The 18,533-nt window shown below is 70.2% G+C and carries 18 protein-coding genes and 1 pseudogene; 8 read left to right on the top strand and 11 right to left on the bottom strand.

The window, feature by feature from the left end:
- Positions 1 to 455 precede the first annotated feature (455 nt).
- Entirely contained in the window at positions 456 to 1,361 is a 906-nt protein-coding gene (locus ACF1BE_RS29090) for an NADP-dependent oxidoreductase (RefSeq protein WP_392202006.1), read from the bottom strand.
- Positions 1,362 to 1,786: 425 nt separating this feature from the next.
- On the opposite strand from ACF1BE_RS29090, the gene ACF1BE_RS29085 reads away from it, so the two are divergent.
- Both ACF1BE_RS29085 and ACF1BE_RS29080 read left to right on the top strand, forming a co-directional pair.
- The gene (locus tag ACF1BE_RS29085) at positions 1,787 to 2,143 is read left to right on the top strand and encodes a MerR family transcriptional regulator (RefSeq protein WP_392201974.1); all 357 of its coding nucleotides are present in this window, start codon (positions 1,787 to 1,789) and stop codon (positions 2,141 to 2,143) included.
- 136 nt (positions 2,144 to 2,279) lie between these two features.
- Positions 2,280 to 2,555, top strand: a complete 276-nt coding sequence (locus tag ACF1BE_RS29080; RefSeq protein ID WP_392201973.1) for a DUF664 domain-containing protein — start codon at positions 2,280 to 2,282, stop codon at positions 2,553 to 2,555.
- Between the two features lie 631 nt (positions 2,556 to 3,186).
- Here the strand turns inward: ACF1BE_RS29080 and ACF1BE_RS29075 are convergent.
- Entirely contained in the window at positions 3,187 to 3,915 is a 729-nt protein-coding gene (locus tag ACF1BE_RS29075) for a hypothetical protein (RefSeq protein ID WP_392201972.1), read from the bottom strand.
- Complete coding sequence (locus tag ACF1BE_RS29070) at positions 3,915 to 4,385, bottom strand: hypothetical protein (RefSeq protein ID WP_392201971.1); 471 nt, start codon at positions 4,383 to 4,385, stop codon at positions 3,915 to 3,917. Before ACF1BE_RS29070 ends, ACF1BE_RS29075 begins: the two co-directional genes overlap by 1 nt.
- 298 nt (positions 4,386 to 4,683) lie before the next feature.
- On the opposite strand from ACF1BE_RS29070, the gene ACF1BE_RS29065 reads away from it, so the two are divergent.
- The 3 genes from ACF1BE_RS29065 (at position 4,684) to ACF1BE_RS29055 (ending at position 8,582) form a co-directional block, all read left to right on the top strand.
- Positions 4,684 to 5,118 carry a hypothetical protein gene (locus tag ACF1BE_RS29065; protein ID WP_392201970.1) on the top strand — a complete coding sequence of 145 codons (435 nt, stop codon included), beginning with the start codon at positions 4,684 to 4,686 and terminating at the stop codon, positions 5,116 to 5,118.
- Positions 5,119 to 5,127: 9 nt separating this feature from the next.
- Positions 5,128 to 5,988, top strand: a complete 861-nt coding sequence (locus ACF1BE_RS29060) for an alpha/beta fold hydrolase (protein WP_392201969.1) — start codon at positions 5,128 to 5,130, stop codon at positions 5,986 to 5,988.
- 1,001 nt (positions 5,989 to 6,989) lie between these two features.
- Positions 6,990 to 8,582 carry an MFS transporter gene (locus tag ACF1BE_RS29055; RefSeq protein WP_392201968.1) on the top strand — a complete coding sequence of 531 codons (1,593 nt, stop codon included), beginning with the start codon at positions 6,990 to 6,992 and terminating at the stop codon, positions 8,580 to 8,582.
- A 224-nt stretch (positions 8,583 to 8,806) separates the two neighbouring features.
- On the opposite strand, the gene mscL is transcribed toward ACF1BE_RS29055, so the two are convergent.
- A complete protein-coding gene (mscL, locus tag ACF1BE_RS29050) occupies positions 8,807 to 9,250 on the bottom strand; it encodes a large conductance mechanosensitive channel protein MscL (RefSeq protein ID WP_392201967.1) in 444 nt (147 codons plus the stop codon).
- A gap of 411 nt (positions 9,251 to 9,661) precedes the next feature.
- Between mscL and ACF1BE_RS29045 the strand changes: the two genes are divergently transcribed.
- The gene (locus ACF1BE_RS29045; RefSeq protein WP_392201966.1) at positions 9,662 to 9,880 is read left to right on the top strand and encodes a hypothetical protein; all 219 of its coding nucleotides are present in this window, start codon (positions 9,662 to 9,664) and stop codon (positions 9,878 to 9,880) included.
- A 769-nt stretch (positions 9,881 to 10,649) separates the two neighbouring features.
- Here the strand turns inward: ACF1BE_RS29045 and ACF1BE_RS29040 are convergent.
- Together ACF1BE_RS29040 and ACF1BE_RS29035 are read right to left on the bottom strand one after the other, a co-directional pair.
- Entirely contained in the window at positions 10,650 to 11,297 is a 648-nt protein-coding gene (locus tag ACF1BE_RS29040; RefSeq protein WP_392201965.1) for a tetratricopeptide repeat protein, read from the bottom strand.
- A 61-nt stretch (positions 11,298 to 11,358) separates the two neighbouring features.
- Entirely contained in the window at positions 11,359 to 12,246 is an 888-nt protein-coding gene (locus tag ACF1BE_RS29035) for a neutral zinc metallopeptidase (protein ID WP_392201964.1), read from the bottom strand.
- Positions 12,247 to 12,633: 387 nt separating this feature from the next.
- Here ACF1BE_RS29035 and ACF1BE_RS29030 point away from each other — a divergent pair, with 387 nt between their 5' ends.
- Positions 12,634 to 12,993 carry a hypothetical protein gene (locus ACF1BE_RS29030; RefSeq protein WP_392201963.1) on the top strand — a complete coding sequence of 120 codons (360 nt, stop codon included), beginning with the start codon at positions 12,634 to 12,636 and terminating at the stop codon, positions 12,991 to 12,993.
- A 97-nt stretch (positions 12,994 to 13,090) separates the two neighbouring features.
- Here ACF1BE_RS29030 and ACF1BE_RS29025 read toward each other — a convergent pair.
- Positions 13,091 to 13,222: pseudogene (locus ACF1BE_RS29025) on the bottom strand (transposase); the annotation flags it as partial.
- A gap of 401 nt (positions 13,223 to 13,623) precedes the next feature.
- On the opposite strand from ACF1BE_RS29025, the gene ACF1BE_RS29020 reads away from it, so the two are divergent.
- The gene (locus ACF1BE_RS29020; RefSeq protein WP_392202005.1) at positions 13,624 to 14,199 is read left to right on the top strand and encodes a hypothetical protein; all 576 of its coding nucleotides are present in this window, start codon (positions 13,624 to 13,626) and stop codon (positions 14,197 to 14,199) included.
- A gap of 1,027 nt (positions 14,200 to 15,226) precedes the next feature.
- On the opposite strand, the gene ACF1BE_RS29015 is transcribed toward ACF1BE_RS29020, so the two are convergent.
- The 4 genes from ACF1BE_RS29015 to ACF1BE_RS29000 all read right to left on the bottom strand — a co-directional run bounded on the left by ACF1BE_RS29015 (position 15,227) and on the right by ACF1BE_RS29000 (position 18,528).
- Positions 15,227 to 15,637 (bottom strand): hypothetical protein, encoded by a 411-nt coding sequence (locus tag ACF1BE_RS29015; RefSeq protein WP_392201962.1) that lies wholly within the window; start codon positions 15,635 to 15,637, stop codon positions 15,227 to 15,229.
- Between the two features lie 115 nt (positions 15,638 to 15,752).
- Positions 15,753 to 16,943 (bottom strand): cytochrome P450, encoded by a 1,191-nt coding sequence (locus tag ACF1BE_RS29010; protein WP_392201961.1) that lies wholly within the window; start codon positions 16,941 to 16,943, stop codon positions 15,753 to 15,755.
- A 30-nt stretch (positions 16,944 to 16,973) separates the two neighbouring features.
- Positions 16,974 to 18,329: an NAD(P)/FAD-dependent oxidoreductase gene (locus tag ACF1BE_RS29005; protein WP_392201960.1), complete on the bottom strand. Its 1,356-nt coding sequence runs from the start codon at positions 18,327 to 18,329 to the stop codon at positions 16,974 to 16,976.
- Positions 18,319 to 18,528: a ferredoxin gene (locus ACF1BE_RS29000; RefSeq protein ID WP_392202004.1), complete on the bottom strand. Its 210-nt coding sequence runs from the start codon at positions 18,526 to 18,528 to the stop codon at positions 18,319 to 18,321. The genes ACF1BE_RS29005 and ACF1BE_RS29000 overlap by 11 nt, the downstream gene beginning before the upstream one ends.
- Positions 18,529 to 18,533 lie beyond the last annotated feature (5 nt).

Raw genomic sequence — 18,533 nt, 5'->3', positions numbered from 1 at the left:
CACGGCGGTGCCTGCCGCGGAGCCACAGTCGAACTTGTTCAGCGGCTCGGGCAGGTGGGCGCCCCAGCGGTACCGTTCGGCGGCGGTGGCCGGATGAGGCAGGGGCGCAGTTCGCGTTCGTTGTGCTCGTCGTGAGTGTCACCGCGGCTACTGCCGCGCCGAGCCCGGGGGCAGGGTGCCGGGCGCCAAGTCGTCCGCACATCCATCTCCTTCGCTCTGCCGCGTGTGCGGACGGGCGGCGGCCCGAAGGACGGGCAGCGGGAGATCCCGTACCGGGCCGGCTGGGCGCGGGAGATGGCCGTCTCCCACGCTGTGCAGGGAGGGTCCTGTACCGCTGGCTGCCCCGGCTGGGCGGCGAACTGGCTGTCAGGCGGCCGCAGGGCACGCTCGCCACGCAGGCCCGCACGTTGCGAGTTACCTACCTCGTGGGCCTGTTCAGGTACAGAGCGGCCTGTTCAGATGCAGACCACGATCTTTCCTCGGGTGCGCCCACGCTCGGCGTGCGCGTGGGCGTCGGCGATCCGCTCCAGGGGGTAGGCCTGTTCGATACGGGGTGTGTAGCGGCCTTGCCCGCCCAGTTCCGCCGCCGCGGACAGAAGAGTGGAATCGTTCTCCGCGTTGACCACACGCGTGCCCAGGCGCTGCCCGCCCGCATGGTCGGCGACCGTCGCGACGCGCTTCGAATCACCTGTGATCGCGACGAGGTCGTCCAGGGAGCCGGAGGCCGCGGTGTCGAGCACGATGTCGACGCCTTGCGGAGCGACGGTGGTGAGGCGCTGTGCGAGGCCGGGGCCGTAGGTGGTGGGAACGGCGCCGAGAGAGGTGAGGAACTCGTGGTTGCGTTCACTGGCTGTCCCGACCACAGTGGCACCTTGCGCTACCGCGATCTCGACCGCCGCGCTGCCCACACCTCCCGCGGCGCCCTCGACGAGAAGGGTGCGCCCCGCGAGGGGGCCGAGCGCGTTCAGTCCACCCATCGCGGTCACGGACACGAGACCGGCACCAGCGGCCTGCTCGTCGTTCCACGTGGCGGGGGTGTGCGCCCAGGCCGACAGGATGAGCAGCTCTGCGGTCGCCCCGGTGACACCGCCCAGTCCGAAGACACGGTCGCCGATGCTCACCCCCTGCACCCCGTCGCCGATCTCGTCGACCACACCGGCGCCGTCGCGCCCGGGAATGGCGGGCAGCTCCAGAGGAATCATCTGGTGCAGGACACCGGCGCGCAGCTTCCAGTCGATGGGATTGACGCTGGCCGCCGCGACGCGGACACGGATCTCACCGGGTCCGGGGTGGGGGTCGGGGGCCTGCTCGATCACCAGGCTCTCCGCTCCGCCGTATTCGTGGAACCGGGCTGCGCGCATGATGGTCTGCCTTACTTCGACGGGCCGGAATGACGTGTTCATCCGACGCTCGTCACTCTAGAACCTGACGTTGACGTGAGGTGCAAGCCGCAACTACCGCCCGGCCGGAGGCGGGCAGGCGCGGATAGGTGAGGTTGCCGAGCGGGCGGGGTGAGCGTGGGGGCCTGCGCCACTACGAGGGATCACGCTGCCCGTCGCGGTCGGCACCCATGTGCCCTCGGGCGGGCGCGGCGATCCCGGCATGACGCGAGGGCCGCCGTGCGTACGTGAACCGCGTGAACACCCTAGGGTCCGCCACCAGGTCGTGATCAATCTCGGCGCCGGCAACGGTTCGATCGGCTCCCAGGGCTGCCCCCGGAGCCGGTATTGCTAGCCTGAACCTGACATGAACGTGAGGTACGAGCGGGAAGGGAGTGGCCTGCGTCATGCGCATCGGACAGCTCGCCAGGCGGTCAGGGGTCAGCGTGCGGGCCCTGCGCTACTACGAGGAACAGCGGCTCCTGGATTCGGCGCGGACGCCCGGTGGGCAGCGTGACTATCCCGACGAAGCCCTGGAGCGGGTCCAGCTCATCCAGGACCTCTTCGCGGCCGGCCTCTCCAGCCGGACCGTCATCGAACTCCTGCCGTGCGTGAGCACCGGCGTCGCAACCCCCGCCATGCTCGACCAACTCATCATCGAACGCGACCGCATCACCGCACGCATCCAGGACCTGACCCGGGCCAAGACCAAACTCGGCCGCGTGATCGAGCATGTGACCGCGGCGAACGTGGCGCAGGACTGATCAACCCGTCGCGAGGGGTGGGGCCCCGACCTGTCCGGCATCTACCGGGCACCGGCCGGCCACGGGAAGCCCCAGGCGTATTCGGAGGCCGTCGAAACAACGCGATCGGTCACGTCTCGTGGTGGAACGCCAAGAGATGACACTGCGCCACATCCTGGTACGCGTGATATCCGAAACTCAGCGGCACGCCGGCCACGCCGACATCGTGCGAGAACTCATCGACGGATCCGTCGGGTATTCGCAAGGCAAGGACAACATGTCATCAGGTGATCGGGCATGGTGGGAGGGCTACCGGAGCCGTCTGGAGCGTGTGCGACGACGGCCCCGTCGTCAAGGCCCTGGAACGGACGAGAACATAGTGCTGTACGCCTCCATCGCCGGAGCCCGAAGCGGCCCCTGGCCGCCGACATGATCGAGCAGAGCGTGAAGGTGGAGCTGCGGAAGCCCCTCGGTGGCCGCCTTCTCCTGGACGCCCTCACCGGCCCACCGGTGCCGCACGGTGACCCTAACGGGACGTCACCGAGCTGGTCATGAGTACCCCGTCACCGAGGTGCTGCCACCAGTTCTACGCCGTCCGCTCGGGAATGGAAGCCACCGAGCAACAGCTCTAGCAGACCGCGGCCGAGGGTACCGCCCGGATGACCTCCGCGCCGACTAAGCGACCTGCACGATCCGGGCGTGGAGTTCACCGACGTGGAATACATCGAGATCGAATGGCCCGCTGCCTGTCTGTGAGCTCGTCGGAGCCCCGGCGGATGCCCGGAGGCCGGTCCGGTCCAGCGTGGGTGATGGTCATGTGCCCCCCTTGCGATCTTGTGTCTCTGGACAGTGGCCCCACACGCCGACGCATGGCTCCACCTCCGTCACACCGCCCACCTGCGGCCGTGGCCGGTGGAGCGGGTGTCGGCCTGGCTGCCGGTCTCGTCGGAGGTGGCCAATATGACCTTTCCAGTCGGCGCTCGGCGGTGGTGCGTACGTGCTCGGTGGTCTGCCGCAACCTGGCCGCGAGGTGGCGGTACACGTCGCTGTCGGACGGGCGGGGCCTACGGCCCGCGTGGGGCTGCCAGGTCAGCACCTGTGCCCCCCCCGGTGGCGACCGCCGACTTCTGCCGGGCACGGCCCTGCGCCGCCCACAGTCCGCCGGCCGCCGCCGCGACGCCGACGGCGATCCCGGCCGCCGGTCCGCGCAGCTGCGTCATGACAGCATGGGTGATGATCGCCGTTGCCACCGAGGCCTGCCCGGCGTGGCGTTGCAGCATGTACCCAGTGTCCTGGTGGTCGCCGTAGCCGGCGGACGCGACCGTCCCGGCAGAAACCCGGTCCCGCTCCCCTGCACCGCGGCAGCGCACCGAGCCGACAGGCCCGCTCGCGACGGTGAGGTCATCCGCTCCAGGGGACTCTTGCGAGAACAAGTCCCCGAACGTCGGCAGCACGGGTCGCGCGGCGCCGGCGCGCGACGTGCTGAAGCTGCGATCCGCTGGTGAAGACATCCTCGATGAGGAGGACGGTTGCCCCCTTGATGTCGCCAGTGTCTCCGGTGAGGTCAGCGCGGCGGCATGCGCGGCCGCGGCCGCGCGCTTCTCCTCCAGGGTCCGGTTCGCGGACCGGGGCGTCTCGGCATGCTTCACCAGCCGGTGGCCGCCTGGCGTGCTGAGAGGGAAGGCTCGGGTCACGTCCTCCGTGGAGGCGGCGTCCATGATCGCCTCGATGTGCTGGAGAGGCTGGCGGCCCGTGTGGGTGGGGTTCCCGACGACGTAGTCGACGCCGTGCATCACCTCGGGGCGGCTTCCATCCGGCCGACGAGGAGCCGACCGAAGATCATTTGCCCAGCCGGCCCCTCGTACTTCGGCTTGTGGATTGTGTCGCGCAGGGCTTCGGAGTACACGGCCACCGCGTCGACGCCGGAGAATTCCCGCTCGGCTTCCGGCAGCGCGCACCCGGTTGCCGCAACTGCCTGCCCGGGTGCGAGGGCTTGGGAGCAGACCGGGCAGTGGGGCTCGGCGACGGGCTGGAGGGTGCGGCCGGCGCAGTCCGAGCCACAGGCAGGCGGTGCCGGTGATGCGGTAGCCGCATACCGGGCAGTCGGGGAAGCCTGCCGGATCCGGGAGACCTGCTGTTCCAGGCCGGTCAGGGCGAGCTGCTGGCGCTGCCGGCCGGCAGCCTGAATGTCCGCTGCCTGGCCGAGGCGATCGGTGATGTCGCTGGAGGCAGCGATCACGATCGCCCGGTCCTCGTTCAGCATCAGGAGTTCCTTCCGTAATTTACGGTTGTGCAGTTCGCGCACGACCTCGCGGAGATGAAGGGCCTGCAGGTGAGTGTCGGCCGTGTCCCTGTACCAGCGGTCTTCGGCCCAGAGCAGGAAGAGGACCTCTGGAAAGGCTTCGGTCTGCCCGGGGGCCCGTACCCAAATTGCAGGCGGCCGACAGGATGCCCAGGCTGGAAGGAGCGAGACCGGGAAGTGGTCGCCGGCCGCGCCGGCCGGCGACCGTGCCGGTGCGGCGTCCGGCGTACGGCAGCGACGACACATCTCGAGGTGGCACATGACATCAGCGACGACGACCGACGCGGCAGAGGAGTTCCGCCGGCTGAGCGACGATGATCCGGAACTGCAGGCCCACGGCACGTACTACTCGTGCAGCTTCCTGCTGGACATGGACCCCCACCGGTTCCTCGTGCGGATGCACAAAGGAAAGGTGGACGAACTGATCACCGACCCCGCGCCGTTGGTGGCCTACGACTTCGCGATCCGCGCGGACGCGGAGACATGGCAGGGCTTCTGCCAGGAGACGCCTCCGCCGATGTGCCACGGCATCTGGGCGGCCACGTTCCGGCGGGGCATGCGCCTGGAGGGCGACCTGCTCGTGCTCATGCAAAACCTGCGCTGCGTGACCCGGCAGCTGGAGCTGCTGCGCGTCACGGGCCCCCTCGGGCCGGCGGACGAGCCCGGGCCCGCCCCATCCTCTCGTGAGACATAGGAGATCCCCATGGTCAGCGGCAGGATCTCTCCGGTCACCGGCCACTACGTCACCATCGACGTGGAGGACGCACAGTACAGAGTGTTCTACCTGGAGAACGGGCAGGGCACGCCTCTGGTGTGCCAGCACACCGCGGGCTGCCACAACCACCAGTGGCGGGGCCTCCTCGAGGACGAGGAGATCACCGGCCGCTACCGGGTGATCGCCTACGACCTCGCCCGGCACGGCAAGTCGGACCCGCCGGAGAACCAGGAGTGGTGGAAGGAGGAGTACCGGCTCACCGCGGACCACTTCACGTCCTTCATCGTCGCCTTCTGCGACGCCCTCGAACTGCAGGACCCGATCTTCATGGGGTCGTCGTTCGGGGGGAACGTGGCCCTGCAACTCGCCCTGCGGCACCCGGACCGGTTCAAAGCGGTAATCCCCGTCGAGGGCGCGGACTACTCACCCGGCTTCTACCTCGACTGGTGGCAGCATCCCCACGCCAATGCCGCCCAGGTGTGCGCCAGCGGCGTGTGGGACCTCATGGCACCGCAGTCCCCGGAGCAGGACCGCTGGGCCACCTGGTTCTATTACACCCAGGGATCGGAAGCGTTCAAGGGCGACCTGTATTTCTACTCCGTCGACCACGATCTGAGGGACCGGCTGGACGACATCGACGGCGACCGGTGCCCCGTGATCATGCTGACCGGCGAGTACGACTACCTCACCACCCCGAAGGACGGGCGCCGGACCGCAGAGGCCATCAGCGGAGCGGAGTTCATCGAAATGAAGGAGATCGGCCACTTCCCGATGAGCGAGAACTACCCGCGCTTCGCCCAATACCTGAGGCAGGCCCTGGAGCGGATCGAGAAGCGGACCGGCTCCTGAGGCCACGGCGTACGTCCGTGCGTCCCGCACCCACGGTCGCACGCGTCCCGGCCGGCCACTTCGACGGCTGGTCACCAGCCGGAGACCCGGACGTGAGCGAGGGCGCCAGAGCAGCGTGAACGCATGCCGTCCGGGTCCGTCACCTGGGCCACGCGTCCGTGGGCCCCATCGTGAGCCGACGGCCCTGACGGCCTCCGGCGGAAGGTCCCCGCACCTACACGGCCGGCTCCAGCCACACCTCACCGATCACAAGGGCCTGACGATCTCGCTCGCGACCGTGGTGCAGGCGTCATCGAGGTTCTACGACGATGCCCAGGGCGGCGATGGCCGCGACGTAGGGCCAGGCCCGTCGGTGTGGCCGCGCGGACGCAGAACCCGCGTCCTCGAGATGGGGTGTCGGCGGGGGGCAGGGGGTCGCTGCGCCATGCCGGGTTGGCAGTGTCGTCGCCATTGGTGGGTGGTACAGGCCGCGAACGTCAGGGCCAGGACGCGGGCCGATTGGTCGCGGGGGCGCAGTTGGGGTCCGAGCTGGACGACGAGGTCGAGCAGGGTGGCCGGACGGTGGCGCCGTCGAGGGTGCGGTGGGTGAAGCGGTGGCGTAGGCCGGCGAAGGCCGGCAGCGCGCGGGGGACGACGGTGCGGGGATCGGTGCCGCGTGCCGCGATCGGCGGCGAGGTGGCCCGCTTTCTTGCCCAGCAGGCGCTGCACGGTCGCCAGGGAGACGGCGGCGAGTGTGTTGAGTCCGACGAGCAAGCGCGTGTGAAGCCCAAGTCCCTGGCCGGCGGGCGGCAAGGACTGCTCACCTCCGAAGGAGCCGCAACATCGGACGAGCCATGGCACCAACTGCCCGATCCGCTGGTTGTAACCGACGACGTCACTGCGGGCCCAGTCAGGCCACCGAGCCAGTTCGTCGATCTTCGGATCGAGATCGCTTCGGCGACCGACGTCCCAGGTCACCTCCCACTCGACGCGGTGCCGGGCCCATCCGTATGCTCCGAGGCATGGCTGTGCCCGAGCGGGACGCATCGGACGACGGACCCGACACCGCCGTCGGACCTGCCCTACGGATCGCCTCCCCAGCGGGGAAGTGGGTCCTGCTGACGACCGTCCTCGGGTCCAGCATGGCCCTGCTGGACTCGACGGTCGTCAACGTCGCCCTGCCGGCCATCGGCCGTGACCTGGACGCGAGCCTCGCCGCGCTCCAGTGGACCGTCAACGGCTACATGCTCTCGCTGGCCGGGCTGATCCTGCTCGGCGGCTCGCTCGGCGACCGCTTCGGACGCCGGAGGATCTTCGTCGTCGGTGTGGTCTGGTTCGCCGCCGCGTCGCTGATGTGCGGACTTGCGCCGAACGTCGGCATCCTCATCGCGGCCCGGGTGCTCCAGGGCGTCGGCGGGGCGCTACTCACCCCCGGTTCGCTGGCCATCATCCAGGCCTCCTTCCACCCCGCCGACCGGGCCCGGGCCGTCGGCCTGTGGTCGGGCTTCGGGGGCGTCGGGGCCGCCGTCGGACCGTTCCTCGGCGGCTGGCTGGTGGACGGGCCGGGCTGGCGCTGGGTCTTCCTGCTGAACATCCCCGCCGCGCTGGTCTGCGTGCCCGTCGCCCTGCGGCACGTCCCGGAGTCCTCCGGCCCCTTCGGCGCGGGCAACGCCGACAGCGGGGGAGCCGCGCCGCACCGCCGCTTCGACGTCCTCGGGGCCGTCCTCGGCGCTGCGGCCCTCGCGCTGGTGACGTACGCCCTGATCGGGGCCCGGAGCGGCTCCGCGGTCGTGCCGGTGACGGCGGTCGCGGGTGTGGCGGCGGGCGTGGTCTTCGTGCGGGTCGAGCGGCGGCGGCCCGATCCGATGATGCCGCCGGACATCTTCGCGTCGCGCCAGTTCACGGCCGTGAACCTGGTGACGCTGTGCGTCTACGCCGCTTTCGGCGGCTTCTTCTTCCTGACCGCGCTCCAGCTCCAGGTGGTGGCGGGTTACTCTGCGCTCGAAGCCGGTACGGCCCTGCTGCCGGCCACGGCCCTGATGCTGCTGTTCTCCGCCCGCTCCGGCGAACTCGCCCAGCGGATCGGACCGCGCATCCCGCTCACGGTCGGCCCCCTGCTGTGCGCGACCGCCATGCTGCTGATGCTGCGGGTCGGCAAGGACGCCTCGTACGTCGCGGACGTGCTGCCCGCGCTGGTGGTGATGGGCCTCGGCATGGTCACCCTGGTCGCGCCGCTGACCGCGACCGTGCTGGCCTCGGTGGACACCGGGCGGGCCGGGCTGGCGAGCGGCATCAACAACGCGGCGGCCCGCGCCGCCGGTCTCGTCGCCGTGGCCGCGCTGCCCGTGCTCACCGGGATGGGCTCGGAGGCGTACCGCTCGGCGGACACCTTCGACGCCGCGTTCCGGCGGGCGATGCCGCTCTGCGCAGGCGTGCTGGTGGTCGGCGCGGTGCTCGCCTTCACGACGGTGCGCCGCCCCGCCCCGGACTGCCGGCGCCCCGAGTGCCGTACCCACGGCTCGATCCTGGCGCCGCCGCTGGAACCCCGCCGCACCAGTCACGGCACCCTGGGCCCCGCGGGCCCGGACATCCCCGGCACGGGCCCGACACCGTGACCGCGTCCGGGTCCACGCGGGCCCCCGATCGCGCCCCGCCAGGTGGTAGTCGTGTTGCTCAAGCCAACCACCGACAGCGGCCGTTGGCCTTGTTCGCAGGCCAGGTGGATCTTGGTGGTGAAGCCTCCCCGGGACCAGCCCAGGCAGTGGGCGTCGGGCTCGGTGCCGGACATGAAGCCAAGCAGCCGGTTCCGGCAACCCGGGCCGGGCCATGGAGGTCGGGGTCACCCGGCGCGCTGGGTTGTCTCCCCGGCCTGAGCGGGTACGGCGGGCAGGGAGACGGTGCAGGAGGCGCAGCGTCGGGCCTGGGCGGGTACGGGGCTGAGGCATTCGGGGCAGTCCCGTTTGGGGGCCTGGACGTCTTGGTGCGGGGCGAGGCGTTCGTGGAGCTTGTTGATCGGGAGCACGACCAGGAAGTACAGGGCGCTGGCGAGGAGGAGGAAGCTGATCGCCGCGTTGACGAAGGCGCCGTAGGGGAACTTGGTGGCGCCTACGGTGAAGGTCTTGCGGTTCATGTCGCCGGTGGCGCCGGTGGCCAGCCCGACGAGTGGGGTCAGGAAGGCGCTGACGAAGCCGTTCACCACGGCGGTGAACGCTGCCCCGATGACGATGCCGACGGCCAGGTCGACCACGTTGCCACGCAGGATGAAGCTGCGGAAGCCCTTCACCTTCTCACCCCTAGGAGGCTCTTGACGTCGACGGGCGGCACCCTAAGCGCGGTCAGCCACCCCTTCACCTCGGATGCCCTGCCACCCCTCACCCATGCCGGCTCCGCCGCGCGGCGCGGTGATGTACCAGTTCACCAAGTGGCGCGACGACGGCAGACCACCCATGAATTTCTGCGCCGGCAGGTGCGCTGTGACCGCTGAGCGTTGGGGTCAGCCGCTGACGCGTTTCGGGCCGGCCGGGGCAGAGAGTGTCTGGTGAGCGTGCGGGCAAGGCGTGGCAGAAGTGGTTGTGGGAATGCGCATCCGGCGCAGGAGATCACGGGTGGTGCGCTTGTGCAGCGTGCTGCGCCAGGTCAGTCCCGGGTGGCGGGATCGTAGGTGTGACAACGCACGGGTGCCCAGGCCGGTGCTGTGGAAGCGCTCGTCGATGACGACGGCGGTGATGACGCCCTGGGCGCAGTCAGTGCAGATCCGGTACCGGATCTGGCCGACGACCTGGCGGGTGTGCACGAGGAGCAGGCATTCGTCGCCCGGGCCGGGGTCGTCCGGGATGTGCGTGGACAGGAAATCGATTGCCCGGTAGGCGAGGACGCGGCGGCGCAGGCGGCCGGTGCGCCGGCCTCGGCGTGAGTGCTTGGCGCCGTCGTGACCGGGCGGCGATGTCTCGGCTGTGGAGGCCTGGCCGATGAGACTGCTGCCGGTGGGACGCGCATGTAGTCCGTGCATGACGTCTCGTGTGCCCGAACAGCCGACGGATACCCGTGCAGAGTCAGGGTGAGCGCTTGAGCGGCTTGGCCGCGGCGTCCGACCTGACTCTTGCCACTGCGCCTCGTGCTGCTGCGGGGTTGCTGACCGGGAGTGTGTTCGGCTTCGCTTCGGGAGGCGCCTTCGGTGCTGTGGGGGGGCGCGGGAATCGGCTTTGCCCTGGCAGCAGGCAGCGTCCTGTACATTCGCCGACCCATGCGACCGGCTCGACCCCGGTGACAGTCTCTCCAGGGACTTCGTCGTCGACTTCCCTTGTATACCGGAATCGGCCGCGTCGGGATCGATGCCACCGCCTCGTTCATCCGGGCCGACCGGGCGAAGCTGGGCAACAGCTACGGGGGTTCGGAGGAAGTCAGCTGGGACCCGAGTCCGGGGCTCGAGCTGCCGGGTTGGGTCGCGCAACCCGGGGACGATTTCTACCACCGGACCCGGAACAGGCGGAGAATGCCACCGACGATGAGCAAGAGCCCTACGGCATGGTCGCAAAGAGCCGGTGGGCCGAGGAGAGTATCGACCAGTTGCTGAAGGCCGCCAGGAAATAGCGCTCCTCGGCGCCGGGCGGGGCTGAGGCGGGAGCGGGCCGAGCACGCGGATGCGGTGGATGCGGGCGGCGGGTCCGCGCACGACCGCTGTCTCACTTGCGCAACAGGCCCAACACGTGCGCACGCGTATGGTGCGCAGAGCGCAACGCGGCATCCGCCGGACGGGGCAATCGCTGATACATGGTGATGGCCGCGTCGACCGCGTCCAGCGCCTCGGGAATTTCTCGCTGGGCTTTCGCCTCCACCTGGGCGAACAGCAAGAGGGCGTCGGCGGTCCCGGCCGCGACGGCGGGGTCGCCGGACACCTGCCGGTAGACGGCGACGGCGGCCGTCGACGCGGACAGGGCTCCCGTCGCCCGGCCCAGCGCGGACAGGAAATGGCCAAGGTCGGCGAGGGCGTCGGCGTATCCGGGGATGAACTCGTGACTGTGGCGGGCGAGTCCTGAGTACACGGATACCTGTTCCCGGAGGATCGCCATGCTCTTCGCCCTGCCGTTCCACGTCCCACAGCCGGGCGACGAGGTTGCCCAGGATCCGGGCCGGACGGGTGAATGGGCGGCCGGGTCCTGCCGGGCGAGCCGCCGGTAGACGTCGACCGCTTGCCTGATCCCGGTCGGACCTTCCTCGTGCCGGCCGAGCTCCAGCAGCCGGATGCCGAGATTGTTGAGAAGGAAACGGCCTAGCTGCGCGGCGACGGCACGGTCCTGGAAGCAGTCAGCCTGTCGAGGTAGCGATCCCACTTGGTATCGGCCGCTAACCACCGACCGCGGCGCGGCACAGTACGCGTGGTTGTCAGCGTGGTCAGCTGAACGTGTTGCAGCTGGCGACGCGGCCGGAGCGGTAGCCGGTGGAGAACCATTGCTGGCGCTGGCTCGCGGAGCCGTGGGTCCAGGTGTCGGGTGTGACCTTGCCCTGGTAGCGCTGCTGGATACGGTCGTCTCCGACGGCGGCGGCCGCGTCCAGCCCGCGGTTGATGTCGTCCTTCGTCAAGTCGGTGATCAGTGGCTTACCGCTCTTGGGGTCGGGGGTGGTAGTGGCGTGGTGGGCCCACACTCCGGCGTAGCAGTCCGCCTGCAACTCGAGTCTCACCGAGCCGCTGTTCTGGCCCTTTCCACTGCCGCGGGAGATCGATCCGCTGAGGTCCTGGAAGTGGTGGCCGTATTCGTGCGCGATGACGTAGGCCTCGGCGAACGGGCCGCCCTTGGCGCCGAACTTGCTGCTCAGATCGTTGAAGAAGCCGAGGTCGAGATAGACCTTGTCATCGGCTGAGCAGTAGAAGGGGCCGACGTCGGAAGTCGCGTTGCCACAGCCGGTGTTCACACTGCCGGTGAACAGGAACGTCGGGGCCTGCTGGTAGGGCTTGCCGGCGGCTGTCTCCGTCTGCTTCCAGAATGCCTGCACGCTGTCGACCACGGCGACGATCCGGCACTCCTCCTTGCGGTTGGCGTCGGCACCCGTCCGGCAGTTCGCCGCGAGGTCCGCGGCGGACTTGCCGGACGAGGAAGTGTCGCTGCTGCCCGAGCCGAACATGCCGGGGTCGACACCCAAGAGCACGGACGCCACCAGCACCACGAGCCCGACCAGTCCCCCGCCGATGGTCTTGCCGCCGCCCGGGATCCCGCCCAGCGCACCTCCCCGCCCGTCCGCGACCTCGGACGTGTCCAGAGCAGCATCGTCGTCGAATTGCATACGTTGACCCTCTCTCAAGCAGCGCGCCGGACCGCCCTGCGTCGTCCCGCTCGCCTACCCCGTACGAGGACATCCCCATCCCGTCCTCTTCCTGCTCCGCCTCTTGGAGGTGCCGGCGGGCGACGCCGCGACGCTGCTCTGTGGGTGAACGGCGGACCGCCATGCGCGGTAACGGCCCCTCCAGGCCGTCGACCGCGCAGCGGGGCCCCCTGTCGCCGGTACCGGGACCGTGCCCGCGAGGTTCAGACTACGGACGGCCGCCGCGGGTCGGTCGGGACGATCGCATACTCGTCGAAGAGCCGTTCAAGGGCTTCGTGACCGTGCGTGCGGCGGTACTCCGTCTCGGCCATTACCTCAAGAAAGGCCGATCATGCAGGTGGTATTGCAATGAGCTTCGATCTCTATGTCTGGCACGAGCCGATGCCGATCACGGTCGACCGGGCACTCCTTGTCTGCCAGAGCTTGGCAGACGGCGATGACACCGTTGTTCAGCCTGACCCGCGGAATCTCGCCCTCCTGGATGATCTGCTGGTCGGGTTCCCCGACCTCGACGACCCGGATGACGATGAGATCGATGACCTCGCATGGAGCGTGAGCCCTGACGCGAACGAGCATCGGTTGATCCTCTGTGTCGGCTGGTCGCGGACCGATGACTTCTCTCGTGCGGTCTTCGCCCTTGCGCAAAAACACGGCTTGACCTGCTTTGACCCGCAGCGCAACGAGGTCCACAACCCATCGATGTCCTGAGGGGCGCGTGCCCCTTGTGGCGTAGCCGATCAACCGGCCGTCGTGCTGGTGGTGCGGGGGCTTGTTCGGGGAGTTCAGCGGGGTAGGGCTGGTCCGTGCTGCCCTCGGGCAGGTAGCGGCGGAGAAAGGCGCTCCACTGGTCGTGCAGCTCGAAGAGCACGGCGGTGACGAGCCGCAGGAGCGCGTCGTCGTTCGGGAAGACCTGGACGACGTCGGTGCGGCGCTTGACCTACTTGGGACTGGTCGAGGCCATCCGCAAGGTCATGCTCGGGGCCGCGTATCAGCGAGCGACATTGGAAGAAGATCCAGTCCACCAACCCGCTGGAGCGGATCAACCGCGACGTGATCCCGCCCGCGTTGACCGGTCGCTACTCCCGGTGCAGTGCACACCGGGCGCATCCCAGCCGCATCGGCCGCATGCCCCTACCCGCGCCAGCCACGCGTTCCCATGGCCTGGCTGTGCGCCCGCTGCCTGTCCGATCGGACACCGACGTGCTGCTGCGGCTCTGCCCGCACACGTTCAGTTCGCCAGCCTGGGCGGACGGACGTGATCTCGCCCTCCTCGCGTGCAACCATTCGCCATACCTGCATGTCTCATCCCATAACAGCATGGCGACCAAGGGGGACATCATGCAGAGAGCAAGACTCGTAGCGACTGTTCTCGTCCTGGCGAGTGCCAGCCTGGGCGGCGCGGCGACGGCGGCGGACGCCACTGCGGCCACCGCGCGGTCCACGGCCTGTCCGACCGGCTGGGGCAGCGGAGCGAAGGGCGGTACGGCCACCGGTGCGGTACCACTGGAGGACATCAGGACCGGCCGGCACGACTGCTACGACCGGATGGTGTTCGACGTGCCCGGTGGTGGCGGTGCCGTCGGCTACCACGTCGAGTACGTGGACCGGCTCCGGCAGATCGCCAGCGGGCGCACGATCCCGGTCGCCGGCGGGGCCGTGCTCGACGTCCATGTCGGCGCGCCGAGCTACAACCCGGCGACCGGCGTGGTCACGTACCCGGGGCGAGTGGGCCGCACCCTGCCGGGCGTGAACGTCCACGGTTACCGCACGTTCCGGGACACCCGGTTCGCCGGCAGCTTCGAGGGCCAGACGCAGGTGGGTCTCGGCGTACGGGTCCGACTGCCATTCCGGGTCCAGCAGGTGCCCGGTCGGCTGGTGGTCGACGTGGCCCACAACTGGACGGGTAGCCGCTGAGCGGATCCGGCGGGTCCGGCCCGCGTCACATCTCGGAGCGGGCGGCGTCAGGTGCAGGAGGCCGCCGTGCGCCGGCGCCGTGCTTGAGGCGTCGGATGTTCGTCATCGCTCGCGCGGCCGCGGTGGCGCGCGGTCCTGCTCTCCTGTCGGCGGTGAGCGAGTCCGGCCTACAGTTGACGCGGGTGCGGAGAGCCTTATTCCTGCTCGCGGGCGCCGACCGCCTGTCCCGCGCCCGATCCTGTCCGGTCTCGCCCCCGCCTTGCGGCACGTGCCGGGGCGGCACCGGCTCGTGCGCTACGGGCGGGCGTTGATACTGCTGGCGTCCGTCGGCGGCAATCGCGTCCCGGACCGGGGCCTCGCCTTCGACGAGTTCGAGCCCCTGAGGTTCCGCCCCGCCCAAGGCTCCTGCTGGGCGAAGCGGTGCGAGCCCGACCGCCTGCCGGCGACCTAGCGCCGCACCACCCAGCTTGTCGCCGGCGGCACGGGCGGCTGCGTACAGGACGGAGCGCAGCGTTGAAAGATCGGTCTCGGGAGCGGACCGTCCTCCGGACGGAAGAACGGCGATGCTCGCCGCGGAAGTGTGATGCCCGTGTTCTCGTCGTTGACCATGTGCTCACCTTGCCGATGGGTTTTGGCGGGTGCTGAGCTGCGGCGCTACGCAGTGCGGCGTGGCTTTGCTCCTGTCTTGGGGTGCGCTGGTCCGGCGCAAGCCTCGCCGGTGGCGAGGACGCGACCGACGTCGTGGCGGGGTGCGGGGCGGTGGTCTTTCGAGCCGGGCGGGCGTCCTGGGCCGGGGCGGGTGGGTATCGGTGCACCGGCCGGCGAGCCGGTCTTCGTGCGAGGGTTCCGGAACCCGCGCCGGACACGGGCCTGGGTGAGTTCGTACGGCGGGGCGGGCTTCTCCCCCCGGCCGTCAGATGTCGGTTGCCAGCGGGCGGGCGAGGCGGAGCCGAGCGTGGGCGGCGATAATCAGCCAGGTCCAACGGCCGGCGGCCTCGGAGCTGCGGGGCCGGGGCCGGGGCCGGGTTCAGCCGGGGGTCTGCTCGAGCATGCGGGAGGTGTGCTCGATGTCGAACCACAAGGCGCGTATGCCGGAGACCGGCCGGTACGCAGCGGCAAGCGGGCACAGTACCAGCGCCCGCTTGGTGCCCGCTTGCTCCGCGTCCGTGCCTGTCCGCGCATATTCGAGCAGTGCCGCCGTCACTCGCCGGCGCCCGAACGCGTAGAGAGCGGGCTCGGTGAATCCTCGGCAGAAGCTGGGGTCAGGGGCATAGCCGGTAGCGGCCATCAACGGTGCGACGAACTCCTCGGACAGGCTGACGCGTCCGAGTAGTGGCTGCCGGAGCGCGTGGGCCAGGTGCCGCGCGCTCCGGCCTTCCGGCACGCTCGCCGCGTTGTCGAGGTCCGGCAGCCGAGCCACCTCGGCTGCGGCCGACAAGACTGCTGGCCGAGATGCTCCTGCACATGCGCGGCCTCTCCACGGACGAGGCCCGCGACACCGCCCGGCGCCGCCTTCGCGCTGCCCCTGCCGAGGGCGCCGTGCCCCCTCGGCTTCACAGGTGGATGGGCAGGTGCCGGGGTCCGCGAAGCATCGCGTTCTGCCGGTAGGGGGGCGGGTCCTGCACCAGGCTCGCGGTCCCGAGGTGGGGAAGCAGCGCGCCGAGCGCGGCGTAGGCCTCGACGCGGGCCAAGGGGCCGCCGAAGCAGCTATGGATGCCGCTGCCGAAGCCGAGGTGCTGGTTGTCCGGGCGGGCGGGGTCGAACCGGTCGGGATCGCGGAACCGCCGCGGGTCGCGGTTGCCGGAGGCCAGGGCCAGGATGACGGAGGCGCTTCGGGGGACGGGGGTACCGGCGACGTCCATGTCGACGTGCGGGATGCGCTCGCGCATGTGGACCGGGGGCTCGTAGCGCAATAGTTCCTCCACCGCTCGCGGCAACAGCTCCGGCTCGCGGCGCAACCGGTCCAGCTGTTCGGGCTGGCGCAGCAGCGTGAGCACCCCGTTGGTGATCAGGTTGACCGTGGTCTCGTGTCCGGCGATGAGGAGCAGTACGGCGGTTTCCGCGAGTTCCTCCTGGGTGAGCCTGAGGGCCGGGTCCGGTTCGTTCACGAAGGCGGAGAGCATGTCGTCGCCCGGCTTGCCGCGGCGCTGCTCGGCCAGATTCAACAGGTACCCGCCCATCTCCATCCGCGCCTGGTCGCCGACCTTGTCCGTCTCGGTGGAGTCGTCGTCGGGCCTGACGTCGGCGGCTGCGACCAGGGCGTCGGACCAGGCCCGGAACAGCGGCTCGTCCTCGCGCGGCACGCCGAGCAGCCGGCAGATCACGGTGACGGGCAGCGGGTAGGCGAAGTCGTCGACGATGTCGGCCTGGCGGCCCGCCTCGAAAGGCTCCAGCAGTTCCTTGGTGATCCGGTCGATCTCGTCGCGCATGCCGTCGACCCGGCCCGGGCTGTGCGGTGGCCCGAACGGCCGCATGGCCAGGGTGCGCAGCCTGTGGTGCTCGGGGTCGTCCAGCCGCAGGAACGGCGGCTTGTGGGTGTGGGTCACTTCGCCACGGGTGCGCGGGTCGGCACTCATCCGTGGGTCGTGGAGCAGGGCGGCGATCTCGTGGTAACCGCCGATCAGGTAGCTGCCGTCGGCCTGCGCTACCACGGAACCGGCCTCGCGGAGTTCCGTGTACAGCGGGTAGGGGTTGGGACGGCTGGCGTAGTCGGTGATCCGTGCCAGCAAGGTCGTGGAGTCCATGGTGGCTCCTCGGGGTGGGGCGGACGTGGGCTACACCACCGTCAACCGGCGGTCGGGAAGGTGACCGGTGAGCGCGACGGTCGGGCCGTGGGACAGCATGGAGGGATCCGGTACGGCGGAGGGGATCGGAATGTCGGCCGCGATCGCACGGTCCTGCGCGCCCGGCGGGGGCGGGAAGGGAGCGGCCGTCTCGATCAGGTGCCGGTAGTAGTCGAGCGACTTGCCCATGTCGACGGTGACCGCGGCGGTGACCCGGCCTTGGTAGCCGTAGACCATCGCCAGCCGGCGCGCCTCCAGGGAGCCCTGGGCGATGACGATGTGGTCGGAGTAGGTGGGAACACCGACCGACTTGATGTTGAGTCCGAACTGGGTCGACCAGAACACCGGGATGGCCAGATGCGGGCGTTGCAGGGGACCGGGGTTGACCATGTTGTGGGCCGCGACCTCGGCCTGCTCCACCGCGTTGCCCCAGTGCTCCAGGGAGAGCATCTGGTAGCCGAACAGCGGGTGGGGGAAGCGGGAGACGTCGCCGGCCACGAAGACGTCGTCGGTGACGATCCCGTACATGTTGAAGGCCCGGCAGCCTGCGTCGCAGGCGATGCCGCGCGGGCCCGCCGCCAGCCCGGAGTCCGCCAGCCACTCGACGTTGCGGACGGCGCCCAGCGCCACGACGCACACGTCTGCCTCGACGCGGCTGCCGTCGGACAGCTCGGCGCCGGTGAAGCTTCCGTTGCCGTTCAGGGCGGTGACCGTCACCCCGGTGCGCAGGTCCACTCCGTGGTTGCGCTGCATGACGGCCGCTAGCTTGGACAGAGTGCCGCCTAGTGCCCCCACCAGGGGGGCGGGGCCGCGTTCGGCGACAGTCACCTCAAGGCCCAGTTCCCGGCAGGCCGAGGCGATCTCCGAGCCGGTGAAGCCGCCGCCGATCACCAGCACCCGCTCCGGCCGGGCGGCGAGCCGCTCGGCCAGTCCCGCGCCGTTCTGGCGCGTGCGCAGGGTGAACACCCCGTCCAAGGCGCCTTCCTCCGGGTTGGGCCAGGGCCGCGCCCGGGTTCCGGTGGCGATCAGCAGCCGGTCGTACGGCAGGGACTCTCCGTCGTCGAGCATCACGCGTCTCGCGAGCAGGTCGACGCCGGTGGCGCGTACGCCCAGCCGCCACTCGGCGTCCGGGTCCCAGCGCATCGGCAGCTCCAGGGTGTCCGCCGTCGCCTGGCCCAGCAGCACCTGCTTGGACAGCGGCGGCCGGTCGTAGGGCGGATGCGGCTCGTCCCCGACCACGGTCAGTGAGCCGGTGAAACCCTCTACGCGCAGCGCCTCCGCTGCCCGCAGCCCGGCCAGTGACGCGCCGACGATGACGATGCGGCCGTCCTTCAGGTCAGTGGGCACCGATGCTCACCTCTTCCCCGAGGAGGATCGCCTGCACCGGGCACGCCGCCGCGGCCTGGCGTGCACGCTCCGCCTGGTCGTCGGGGACGGCCGTGGCGTACAGCAGCCCCTCCTCCCCATGCAGCTCGAACACCTCAGGGGCGAGGAACACGCACTGTGCGTAGCCCTGGCAGCGAGTGAGATCGACAACGGTCCGCATCTCCA

This window comes from Streptomyces sp. NPDC014991 (assembly GCF_043080665.1).
Classification (GTDB): domain Bacteria; phylum Actinomycetota; class Actinomycetes; order Streptomycetales; family Streptomycetaceae; genus Streptomyces.
The sequence above is the reverse complement of the archived record's forward strand: the minus strand, read 5'-3'. Positions and strand labels throughout refer to the sequence as shown.

Bases quoted from the DNA above. Each gene is read 5' to 3' on its own strand.
- ACF1BE_RS29090 (WP_392202006.1), bottom strand. From the start codon at position 1,361: ATGCGCGCAGCCCGGTTCCACGAATACGGCGGAGCGGAGAGCCTGGTG.
- ACF1BE_RS29085 (WP_392201974.1), top strand. From the start codon at position 1,787: ATGCGCATCGGACAGCTCGCCAGGCGGTCAGGGGTCAGCGTGCGGGCC.
- ACF1BE_RS29080 (WP_392201973.1), top strand. From the start codon at position 2,280: ATGACACTGCGCCACATCCTGGTACGCGTGATATCCGAAACTCAGCGG.
- ACF1BE_RS29075 (WP_392201972.1), bottom strand. From the start codon at position 3,915: ATGCACGGCGTCGACTACGTCGTCGGGAACCCCACCCACACGGGCCGC.
- ACF1BE_RS29070 (WP_392201971.1), bottom strand. From the start codon at position 4,385: ATGCTGAACGAGGACCGGGCGATCGTGATCGCTGCCTCCAGCGACATC.
- ACF1BE_RS29065 (WP_392201970.1), top strand. From the start codon at position 4,684: ATGACATCAGCGACGACGACCGACGCGGCAGAGGAGTTCCGCCGGCTG.
- ACF1BE_RS29060 (WP_392201969.1), top strand. From the start codon at position 5,128: ATGGTCAGCGGCAGGATCTCTCCGGTCACCGGCCACTACGTCACCATC.
- ACF1BE_RS29055 (WP_392201968.1), top strand. From the start codon at position 6,990: ATGGCTGTGCCCGAGCGGGACGCATCGGACGACGGACCCGACACCGCC.
- ACF1BE_RS29035 (WP_392201964.1), bottom strand. From the start codon at position 12,246: ATGCAATTCGACGACGATGCTGCTCTGGACACGTCCGAGGTCGCGGAC.
- ACF1BE_RS29030 (WP_392201963.1), top strand. From the start codon at position 12,634: ATGAGCTTCGATCTCTATGTCTGGCACGAGCCGATGCCGATCACGGTC.
- ACF1BE_RS29020 (WP_392202005.1), top strand. From the start codon at position 13,624: ATGCAGAGAGCAAGACTCGTAGCGACTGTTCTCGTCCTGGCGAGTGCC.
- ACF1BE_RS29010 (WP_392201961.1), bottom strand. From the start codon at position 16,943: ATGGACTCCACGACCTTGCTGGCACGGATCACCGACTACGCCAGCCGT.
- ACF1BE_RS29000 (WP_392202004.1), bottom strand. From the start codon at position 18,528: ATGCGGACCGTTGTCGATCTCACTCGCTGCCAGGGCTACGCACAGTGC.